At 69.8% G+C, this 10,251-nt stretch carries 8 protein-coding genes and 1 riboswitch; of the genes, 6 read left to right on the top strand and 2 right to left on the bottom strand.

The genetic code is table 11. From position 1 onward, the window contains the following. Positions 1-506: 506 nt before the first annotated feature. Entirely contained in the window at positions 507-2,678 is a 2,172-nt protein-coding gene (locus KGA66_RS08650) for a DUF1906 domain-containing protein (RefSeq protein WP_211466479.1), read from the top strand. Between the two features lie 15 nt (positions 2,679-2,693). Here KGA66_RS08650 and KGA66_RS08645 read toward each other — a convergent pair whose 3' ends face one another. Both KGA66_RS08645 and KGA66_RS08640 read right to left on the bottom strand, forming a co-directional pair. Continuing rightward, positions 2,694-3,014, bottom strand: coding sequence for a hypothetical protein (locus KGA66_RS08645; RefSeq protein WP_211466477.1), 321 nt, complete (start codon positions 3,012-3,014; stop codon positions 2,694-2,696). A gap of 282 nt (positions 3,015-3,296) precedes the next feature. Further along, positions 3,297-4,433, bottom strand: coding sequence for a YihY/virulence factor BrkB family protein (locus tag KGA66_RS08640; protein WP_211466475.1), 1,137 nt, complete (start codon positions 4,431-4,433; stop codon positions 3,297-3,299). 285 nt (positions 4,434-4,718) lie between these two features. After that, a riboswitch (cyclic di-AMP (ydaO/yuaA leader) is annotated at positions 4,719-4,959 on the top strand. 18 nt (positions 4,960-4,977) lie between these two features. Here KGA66_RS08640 and KGA66_RS08635 point away from each other — a divergent pair. The 5 genes from KGA66_RS08635 (at position 4,978) to cysD (ending at position 10,249) form a co-directional block, all read left to right on the top strand. Beyond that, a complete protein-coding gene (locus KGA66_RS08635) occupies positions 4,978-5,985 on the top strand; it encodes a C40 family peptidase (RefSeq protein ID WP_211466473.1) in 1,008 nt (335 codons plus the stop codon). Between the two features lie 176 nt (positions 5,986-6,161). Further along, positions 6,162-7,901 carry a nitrite/sulfite reductase gene (locus KGA66_RS08630; RefSeq protein WP_211466471.1) on the top strand — a complete coding sequence of 580 codons (1,740 nt, stop codon included), beginning with the start codon at positions 6,162-6,164 and terminating at the stop codon, positions 7,899-7,901. A 490-nt stretch (positions 7,902-8,391) separates the two neighbouring features. Next, positions 8,392-8,592 carry a hypothetical protein gene (locus KGA66_RS08625; RefSeq protein WP_211466469.1) on the top strand — a complete coding sequence of 67 codons (201 nt, stop codon included), beginning with the start codon at positions 8,392-8,394 and terminating at the stop codon, positions 8,590-8,592. Beyond that, entirely contained in the window at positions 8,589-9,290 is a 702-nt protein-coding gene (locus KGA66_RS08620; RefSeq protein ID WP_211466467.1) for a phosphoadenylyl-sulfate reductase, read from the top strand. The genes KGA66_RS08625 and KGA66_RS08620 overlap by 4 nt, the downstream gene beginning before the upstream one ends. Before the next feature lie 35 nt (positions 9,291-9,325). Then, entirely contained in the window at positions 9,326-10,249 is a 924-nt protein-coding gene (gene cysD, locus KGA66_RS08615; RefSeq protein WP_369015835.1) for a sulfate adenylyltransferase subunit CysD, read from the top strand. Positions 10,250-10,251 lie beyond the last annotated feature (2 nt).

Below are 10,251 nucleotides of genomic sequence, written 5' to 3'. Positions count from 1 at the left end.
GCGAAACCAACATCGCCAAAGCCCTGCGCAGACACGCCCGCAGACCCGAACTCCTGACAGGACTACTCCACCTGACCTGACGATCACCCAGAAAAAGGACGAAAGATCACTTTGTCATTAACCCTGGGGTTCTACCGCTGGTGACGGTTGAACGCCGGATACCCGTTCACCGTTTCGGAGTAACGCAGCTGCGATGCCGTCAGATGGATTCCGGCGACACGCGAAGACGCGATTCCCCGGAACGAGTGATGACCATCCTAGACCACAGCGGTCATCAGAGTGCTGCCGCGTCGGCCTCGTCCTGACTGGTGAAGGCCGGGTGGCTCCACTCTCCGCACCACGGGCGTGCACACCGGCCGATGGTGTTACGAAGGCTCACATTCGGCCGGCTGGACCAACCAAGGTGATTTGTACGACTTATCGCAGCCCTGTTTGCGACCTGTCCGGTCACGGGAAGTTTGAATCACTGATCATCATTTAAACGATCGGTGCACCGTGGAGTAGCCGTGCGGGTTTCACGAATTCTGCATTCGCTTGTCGCGCCGATCGCCGCATCGGCGGCAGTCGCCGGCGCCCTGGTGTTCCTCGCACCGCTCGCCGCCGCCGGGGCGCCACAGGGCGGCCGGGCCGTCACCTATCTCGGGTACACCTTCACCGTGCCGACTTCTTGGTCGGTGGTCGACCTCACGGCCCACCCCGAGACGTGCGTCCTGTTCGACGTGCACGCGATCTACCTGGGCCGTCCCGGCGATCATCAGGCATGTCCGGCCCGCGGCGTCGGCCGGCACACCAGCGCCCTGCTGGTCCAGCCAGCCGCCTCCGACCCGCCGATGCCGGCGCCCGGTCTGACCGACGACGAGATCGGCGCGCAGATCGACGTGGACACCCCGGGTGCCGCGATCACCGCGACCTTCGGCGACGACCGGTCCTCGGTGCTGGCCATGCTGCGCGACGCGGGGCTCGGCGCCCAGCTCGCCGGCCTGGCCGAGCCGCAGTCCCGGAACCCGGCGCGGACGGCCGCGCCCGCGTCAAAGCTCGGCACCGCGGCCACGCCCGATTTCGCCCCGGTCGCCTACGCGGCGGCCGCGCCGCAGACTGCGTCGAACGCGGCGCCCACGGCCGCCGGAACGCCCGCGCGCACGACGACCCCCGTGCCAATCACCAGCGGAACCGCCAGCGTGTCAGGACCCGGTTTCGACACCTGCACCGCCCCGAGCACGAACCAGATGCAGGCGTGGGGCGCCTCGCCGTTCAACACCGTGGGCATCTACATCGGCGGTTCCGAGCGCGCCTGCGCCCAAAGCGCGCTCACCGCGTCGTGGGTCGCCGCCCGAGCGCAGGCCGGCTGGCACTTCATGCCGCTGTACGTCGGCTGGCAGGCGGCCTGGGATTCGCTGACCGCGACCGCGCCGGCGAGCCTGGGCAAGGCGAGCGCCGACGATGCGGCGGCCGCCGCGCACAGCCTCGGCTTCGGCACGGGTGCGCTGCTCTACTACGACATGGAGTCGTACTCGACCGCGGCGCAGAGCGACGCCGCCATGGCGTTCCTGTCCGCGTGGACGAGCGAGCTGCACGCCAAGGGCTACTTCTCGGCGGTCTACGGAAGCGCGGCCTCGGGCATCGCCGACCTGGTCGCCCACCGCTCGGAGATCACCGAACCCGATGTGGTGGACATCGGGCAGTGGAACGGCGTCGCCGATCCGGACCGGGCCGCGACCCCGTCCGACATGTGGCCCGACCAGCGCGTGCACCAATACACGGGCAATGTCGATGCGTCGTACGGCGGGACGCAGATGAACATCGACGAAGACTACCTAAGCATCAAATCCCTGAATAACCCGTCCGCATCGCCGACGCCCGCGCCCACGTCGTCGCATTCGGCATCGCCGACATCGACGGCCTCGACCCGCCCGACGACCTCCGCGGGACCGACGACCTCCGCCGGACCCACAGCCTCGACCCGCCCGACGACCTCCGCGGGACCGACGACCTCCGCCGGACCCACAGCCTCGACCCGCCCGACAGCCTCCGCGCCGGCGACCGCGTCCGGCACACCCACCCGGTCCGCCTCGCCGACCGCCTCCACGAGCGCCCGCGCCGTACCGAGCGCGAGCACGCAGACCAGCGCCTCGCGTCCGGCTGTCTCGGACTCGGCAGCCACCGCACCGACCACGACCGGCCCGACGACGCAACCGTCTGTCCGCGCCGCTGCCTCTGCCTCCGCGAGCACGGCGCCGCCGGCGCAGGCGACCGCGTCCGGCCCCACGCCACGCCAGGGCGGCGCCGCGGCCCGAGCCTCGACCGAGCTACCGCGCGCATCGAAGCCCACGCCCCACGCGCGTCGCACAACGGCTCAGCAGTCGAAGAAACCCGTGGCCGCACACGGCCGTGTGGCGCCGCTGCTCCAGTTCGGCGGGCCGAATCCGCCGAGCGCGGGAGGTGCCGGGAAGTTCACCTCGGACATCCCGGCGAACGCCGGTGAGAACACGCCGCAGAAGCGCGACGGCGCGGGTACGTCCGCCGGGCAGCAGCTCTCGGATCCCTCGCGGGTATCGGCGCACACCGCGAAGAACCAGCTCGCGGATATCGAACTCGCGATCGCGGCCGTAGCCGCCGCCGCGATGGGCCTCATCGCCCGCAGGGAGCTCAAGCGGCGCCGATCCGAGGAGGAGCTCTGATCCAGACCCGGCGTCTCAGACGACGACGCCCTCGACCGTGATCGGACCGTCGGGCCACCGCCGCAACGCGACTCGGTCACCCGGGCGCGGCCAGACGCGGCCGCCGGCCCTCGCGCGCGCCGCGGCCAGAAGCAACGCCGCGCAGTAGGTCGCCCGCGCCGCGCCCCAAGGCATCAGCACGAGCGCACCGGACTGGTCGCACTTGACGATACGGCCGGGCAGCAGGCCGGGGGCCTTGCGGCCGAGCTCCTCAAGATCCGACTCGCTCCAGCCGAGGCCGTCGGCCGGGACGGCGATCAGCGGCGCCGTGGAGCGGACGCCGCGACGCGCATGCATCCGCGGTGGGGGCACATCGGTTGCCGGCGCCGGGTCGCCTGTGGCGGCACTTGCCTGCATCGTGTCCTCCAAGATTCGGACAGCTCTCGGCACGCGGTGTGCCGTCGAACTTCTGTCTATCGGGCCGGTCGCCGTCTGATCGGCGCCGTGTGACCGTGGCTTCAGCGCCCTCGGCTTCGCCGCCGCGGACTGCCGACCCACTTGTCAGCTTCGTTGTCAAATATCCGATTATGCGGATGATCGTGTCATCCTAAGCGACGCGATCGGTGCTGTCTCGACCTTTTATAGCCTCTCCGCATTGTCACTCGACAGGCTCGCGGGTTCGACGGCTTTTTGCCCTGCCGATTCCCATCCGCCGTCCGTGATCCCACCCCTCACACCGCTACCGTCCGCGCTCTCATCGCTGTTACCCGCACGGACCGCGTTGAACACCGCGCCGATCAGCACGGCCAAAGCGGTGATGTAGAGCCACAACAGGACGGCCGCGGTTGCGGCGATCCGGCCGAAGCCCGCGGCGCCGGTCGCGCCGTACTGGCTGGAGTGCAGGTACACCCGCAGCAGCGCCGAGCCTGCCGCCCACATCGCCAGAGCGACGAACGCGCCCGGGAGACCTGCGCGCCAACGCGGCCGGTCCGGCAGCGCCAGATGGTAGAGCGTGCTGAGGAAGACCACCAGGGCGGCGGCCAGCGCCGGCCAGGTCAGCGGCCCGAGCACGGCCGCCGCGGCGGGCGCGATCCCGGCGAGCAACTCGGTGCCGACCAGCAGCAGCACCACCATCGAGGCGCCGAGCAGCAGAGCCGGCAGATACAGGCCGAAGGCCAGCAGTCGCGTGCGCACGATGCCGCGCCTGCCGCTCTGACCCGACGCGACCGTGATCGTGTCGATGGCGACGTTGAGCGCACGTGATCCCGACCACAGTGCGACGAGGAATCCGACCGACACCACGTCGGCATGCCCTGACGAGAGCATGTTGTGCAGGGCCGGGGTCACGGTCTGGCGCACGCTGCGCTGCGAGAGAACCGAACCCGCCGCGGTACTCAAGACGTGCTCAAGGCGCGCGGTGCGTGCGGTACCGAGTTGACCGTGTAGGTACCCGAGCACTCCGACGATTCCCAGCGCCAAAGCTGGAAGGGAAAGCAGGACCCAGAACGCGGCCTCGGCTGCGAGTCCCGTGATGCGGTACCGCAGGGACAGTCGGAAGGTCCGCACGAGGCTGCCGCGTTCTCGATCCTGCCGCGGCGCGGCGGGATCCTCGACGGCCGAGTGCGCCATGACGGCCCGAACGCTGCGGGCCTCAACACTGCGCGCCTCAACACTGCGGGCTTCAACGCTCTGAGCATGAACGTGCTCGGCGCGAACAGTGCCGCTGCGCTCGGAACGCGGGCGGCGCAGTACCTCGTCGGCGATGTCCGTATACATCCTGATTTCTAGCTCTCGTCCGCCGGGTTTAATACCGTACCCCACCCCGCCGCGGCCGCTGGGAATCCCGCACTCTCAGCGGCCTGCGATTCCCTCGGGTGGCCGCTCCGACACCGACCGTAGGAGAATCAGGACTACACGTCGCCGACGCGGCGCGAGCCGGTCCGCGGCGGTAAATTTCAGGTAAAGACCCGAGGTGAAGTCCGAATTGCCCGGGCTGACAGGCATATCTTTTCGGTTCAGGCGCTACCTGACACCCGATCCACTCCCCGGATCGGACGCGGGTCGCGCTCGACGCCGAATCCGGTCGCGAGACCGGAACCGGGGAACCATCGTTCGCCCGACAGGCTTCGGAACCCACCCGGCCTTCCGGCCGGTCCGAGAGCGTGTCATGCGAACCGGGGTGAATCGGCCCCACCACGCCGACCGCGTGCCCGCTTCATCGCCGCGGCCTGCGCGGTGCGCGCCGTAGGGCACTTTCCGCCCGAACCCGTCAGCTCACCCGGTAGGCGGCAGGAAAGTGACCGCATTGGAGTGCGCGAGAATGGCGTCCCACAGACGGGCCAAGGTGCCGGCCCGTTCCGTCATGACCCTCACGGCCACCACCGCCGCCGCGGCCGTCGGCGTGGGGCTCGCCCCGACCACCGGCCACGCGGCCTCGGTCACGGAGATCGAGGCCCAGGTTCACGCGCTCAACGCGCAGGCCGAGCAGGCGACGAACGTCTACGACGGCGCCGTCGAGCAGCTGGCGACCCTGCAGAAGCAGGTCGACGAGCTGCAGGGCGAGGCGGCCACGATGCAGCAGTCGATGAACAAGCTGCTTTCCACGCTCGGGCCCCTGGCGGCCGCCCAGTACCGGTCCGGCTCGGTGGACCCGACGCTGGAGCTGATGCTGCAGAGCCACCCGGACCAGTACCTGCAGCAGGCCTCGACGATGAGCCGGCTCGGGCAGAACGAGGCGATGAACCTCAAGTCCCTGAAGGTGGACCAGGCGCAGCTGGCCGCGCTCAGGAAGCAGGCCGCCGACCGGATCTCCGCGCTCCAGCAGGCCGAGAACCAGGCCGCGGCGATGAAGAAGCAGATAGTCGGCAAGTTCCAGCAGGCGCAGTCGCTGCTCTCCCAGCTGACCTACGCGCAGCAGCAGAGCTTCGACTACTCGGGCGTCACCCAGTCCGAGATCAACGCGGTGCCCCAGGCCAGCGGCCGCGCCGCGGTCGCCATCGCCTTCGCCAAGTCCAAGCTGGGCATGCCCTACCAGTGGGGCGGCACCGGCGACCCGAGCTACGACTGTTCCGGGCTGGTGCAGGCCGCGTGGGCGGCGGCCGGGGTGTCCCTGGGCCGCACCACCTACGACCAGGTCAACGACGGCTACGCCGTGCCCGCGGTCCTGTCCGACCTGGAGCCCGGCGACATCATCGAGTACAACGGCCTTGAGCACGAGGCGCTGTACATAGGCGGTGGCCTCGTGATCCACGCGCCGACGACCGGCGAGGTGATCCAGTACGCGCACTGGAACATGATGACGATCTCGGCGATCCGGCGGGTGAGCTGAGCGGCTCCCGCGACCCGGGCGAACGACCACACACGGCGGCGGACGCGACGTCCGCCGCCGTTCTTCATGTCCCCATTCGTCTCACATTGTGGCTCGCATTCTGGACAGGGTTGGACGCTCGCGCGCGGTGACTGGCACCCTCGGCAGTGAATGCCCTCATCGCGAAGGACACGAGGATGACCGAGTCGAGCACGTCTGGCGCCGCGGCGCCCCCGGGGAGCGTGCGCCCCCACCTGGTGAAACGCCACCGCGGCGAGGGCCAGTGGGCCAAGGGGCACTTCACCCCGCTCAACCCGAACGAACAGGCAAAGAAGGACGACGACGGCCTCAACGTACGCGCCCGGATCGAGAACATCTACGCGCACCGCGGCTTCGACTCGATCGACGGCCAGGACCTGCGCGGCCGGATGCGTTGGTGGGGTCTGTACACGCAGCGCCGCCCGGGAATCGACGGCGGCAAGACCGCGGTGCTCGAACCCCATGAGCTCGACGACGAGTACTTCATGATGCGGGTGCGCATCGACGGCGGCCAGCTGACGGTCGCCCAGTTGCGCGCGATCGGCCAGGTCTCGGCTGCGTACGCCCGGGGCACCGCCGACGTGACGGATCGCCAGAACATCCAGCTGCACTGGGTGCGCATCGAGGACGTGCCCGCGATCTGGAAGATCCTGGAGGCCGTCGGCCTGCAGACCACCGAGGCGTGCGGCGACACCCCGCGGGCCATGCTCGGTTCACCGGTCGCCGGCGTCGCAAAGGACGAGGTGATCGACGCCACCCCCGCGCTCGAGGAACTCAAGCGCCGGTTCGTCGGTTCCAAGGAGTTCTCCAACCTGCCGCGCAAGTTCAAGACCGCGGTCTCCGGCATGCAGGACGTGGTGCACGAGGCCAACGACGTGTCCTTCGTCGGCGTGGTGCACCCCGAGCACGGCCCGGGCTTCGACGTCTGGGTCGGCGGCGGGCTGTCCACGAACCCGCAGTTCGCCAAGCGGCTCGGGGTGTGGGTGCCGCTGGAGGAGGTCGGCGACGTGTGGGCCGGCATTTGTGGGATCTTCCGCGACTACGGCTACCGCCGGCTGCGCAACCGGGCGCGGTTGAAGTTCCTGGTCGCGGACTGGGGCGCGGCGAAGTTCCGGGAGGTGCTGGAGAGCGAGTACCTGCATCGCACCCTGATCGACGGCCCGCCGCCGCCGTTCGTTCCGGCGACCCAGCGCGACCACGTGGGCGTGCACGAGCAGAAGGACGGCCGGTACTACGTGGGCTTCTGCCCGAGGGTCGGGCGGATCGACGGCGCGACGCTCGGCCGGGTCGCGGACCTGGCCGAGGCGGTTTCCTCGGACCGCGTGCGCACCACCCCCGACCAGAAGATGCTGATCCTCGACGTTCCCGGCGACCGGGTCGAATGGCTGGTCGGCGAGCTCAAGACGCTCGACCTCCAGGTGCGCCCCTCGGTCTTCCGCAGGCACACCATGGCCTGCACCGGGATCGAGTTCTGCAAGCTGGCGATCGTGGAGACCAAGGCGCTGGCCTCGGACACGATCGACGAACTGGAGAAGCGGCTGCCGGACTTCGACACCCCGATCACGCTGAACGTCAACGGCTGCCCGAACTCGTGCGCCCGGATCCAGACGGCGGACATCGGCCTGAAGGGCCAGCTGGTGCAGGACGCGAACGGCGACCAGGTGGAGGGCTTCCAGGTCCACCTCGGTGGGCACTTCGGCGCGGACGCCGAATCGGAGGACGCCTCCGGCGCGGGCTCCACCGGCTCGTTCGGCCGCAAGGTGCGCGGCCTGAAGATCACCGCCGCGGAGCTGGCGGACTACGTCGAGCGGGTGCTGCGCAACTACCAGGCGGACCGCAGGGCGGGCGAGTCCTTCGCGGCCTGGACCGCGCGCGCCACGGAGCAGCAGCTCTCCTGAAGGTCGTTGGGCCCGCGCCAGGCACGCTGCCCGAGACGATTCGTCTCGGATGCCGGACCGGGTGCGGTCAGGGCGGTCCCGTCGAGACGTCGGCGGGACCGCCCCGTTTCATTCCCCTGCGGACCGTTGCTGCTTTCGCGCCGCTCACGCCCCAAACGTCTCAACATACGTCCACGCCGTCCGGATGATGATACGTGCTGGACGGGACGCCGCAGCGATGGCACGCTCGATGCATGTCCCGCGCCGGAATCGCCCTCGTAGCTCGACGCCACGTCGACTACAAGCGCGTCTCCAGCGCAGTCTGTATGCCGATGCGATAAACCGCACCACCAGCGAAAAGACAGTCAGAAAAGACAGTCAGCAGCGTGTCCGGGCGATCCCGGACACGTCAGCGCGGGTGCGTGGCGCGTCGGCCGGACTCCATCCCTGGGCATTCACCCCGGCCTCGACGCCGCGTTTCGCGCACCGACCGAACCAAAGGATCGGACCCGTGAGCGCAAACCATCCCGAACGCGGCACCGGCGGATTCGACGGCGCCGGCGAGCAGCGCGCCGCGCCCCAGTACTGCCCCTACTGCGGGGACGAGGATCTGCGTCCCGAACCTTCCAGCCACCGCGCGTGGAACTGCCGTGCCTGCGCGCGCGTCTTCGAGGTCTCCTTCATCGGCCTGAAGCTCGGGGCCGGGGCATGAACGCGGCGCCGACCGGGGCCGAACTGCGCGCGCTCGCCGATGAGGCGAACGCGCGCCTGTCCGACGCTCCCGCGGCCGAGATCGTCGCCTGGGCCCGCCACAGCTTCGGCGACGACCTCGTCGTCGCGTCATCGATGGCTGACACGCATCTGGTGCATCTGGCGCAGGCCGCGGCGCCCGGGATCGACGTGCTGTTCCTGGACACCGGTTACCACTTCGCCGAGACCCTCGGCACCCGCGACGCGGTGGCCCAGGCGTACCAGGTGAATCTGCTGTCGATCACGCCGCTGCGCACCGTCGCGCAGCAGGACGCCGACCACGGCCCGCGGCTGCACGAGCGCGACCCCGACCGCTGCTGCGCCCTGCGCAAGGTCGAGCCGCTGGAGCGCGGCCTGAAGCCGTACACGGCCTGGATCAACGGCATGCGCCGCGAGGAGTCGGCGACCCGCGCGGACATCCGGGTGGTGGACTACGACGCCAAGCGCGAAATGGTCAAGATCTCGCCGCTCGCGGCCTGGACTCAGGACCAGGTCGACTCCTACATCGCCGAGCACGCGGTACTGATCAACCCGCTGTTCTTCGACGGCTACACCTCGATCGGCTGCGAGCCGTGCACCCGGCGCCCGCTGCCCGGCGAGGACCCGCGCGCCGGGCGCTGGGCGGGGCTGGCGAAGACCGAATGCGGGCTGCACACGTGACCGAGACCGAGCCCATACCGACGAAGGAGGCCCGCGTGACCGTCCTGGCCGAAGTCCCGTCGCGACTGCGCCAATCACACCTCGACGCGCTCGAATCAGAGGCCGTGCACATCTTCCGGGAGACCGCGGCAGAGTTCGAACGCCCCGTGCTGCTCTTCTCCGGCGGCAAGGACTCGATCGTGATGCTGCACCTGGCCCTCAAGGCGTTCTGGCCGGCGCCGGTGCCGTTCGGCCTGCTGCACGTGGACACCGGGCACAACTTCCCCGAGGTGCTCGCCTTCCGGGACCGCACGGTCGAGCGGCACGGGCTGCGGCTGACCGTGGCGAAGGTGCAGGACTACATCGACGACGGCCGGCTGCGCGAGCGCCCGGACGGCACCCGCAACCCGTTGCAGACCGTGCCGCTGCTCGACGCGATCACCGGCAGCCGGTTCGACGCGGTGTTCGGCGGCGGTCGCCGGGACGAGGAGAAGGCCCGCGCCAAGGAGCGGGTGTTCTCGCTGCGCGACGAGTTCGGCGGCTGGGATCCGCGCCGTCAGCGCCCTGAGTTGTGGCAGCTGTACAACGGCCGGCACCGCGCCGGCGAGCACGTGCGCGTCTTCCCGCTGAGCAACTGGACCGAACTGGACGTCTGGCAGTACATCGAGCGCGAACGGATCGAACTGCCCGAGATCTACTTCGCGCACGAGCGGGACGTCTTCCAGCGCGCCGGCATGTGGCTGACCGGCGGTGACTGGGGCGGCCCGAAGGACGGCGAACCCGTCGAGCGGCGCCTGGTGCGTTACCGCACGGTCGGCGATATGTCCTGCACGGGCGCGGTGGAGTCCGACGCGGTGACGATCGATCAGGTGATCCGCGAGATCGCCGCCTCGACGTTGACCGAGCGCGGGGCGACGCGCGCCGACGACAAGCTGTCCGAGGCCGCCATGGAAGACCGCAAGCGCGAGGGGTATTTCTAAAC

The organism is Actinocrinis puniceicyclus (genome assembly GCF_018283645.1).
In the GTDB taxonomy this organism is placed as follows: Bacteria; Actinomycetota; Actinomycetes; order Streptomycetales; family Catenulisporaceae; genus Actinocrinis; species Actinocrinis puniceicyclus.
This window is presented reverse-complemented; position numbering and strand designations above follow the sequence as displayed.

Coding starts and splice junctions, on each gene's coding strand:
- KGA66_RS08645 (WP_211466477.1), bottom strand. CDS start 3,014: ATGCATGCGCGTCGCGGCGTCCGCTCCACGGCGCCGCTGATCGCCGTC.
- KGA66_RS08640 (WP_211466475.1), bottom strand. CDS start 4,433: ATGTATACGGACATCGCCGACGAGGTACTGCGCCGCCCGCGTTCCGAG.
- KGA66_RS08635 (WP_211466473.1), top strand. CDS start 4,978: ATGGCGTCCCACAGACGGGCCAAGGTGCCGGCCCGTTCCGTCATGACC.
- KGA66_RS08630 (WP_211466471.1), top strand. CDS start 6,162: ATGACCGAGTCGAGCACGTCTGGCGCCGCGGCGCCCCCGGGGAGCGTG.
- KGA66_RS08620 (WP_211466467.1), top strand. CDS start 8,589: ATGAACGCGGCGCCGACCGGGGCCGAACTGCGCGCGCTCGCCGATGAG.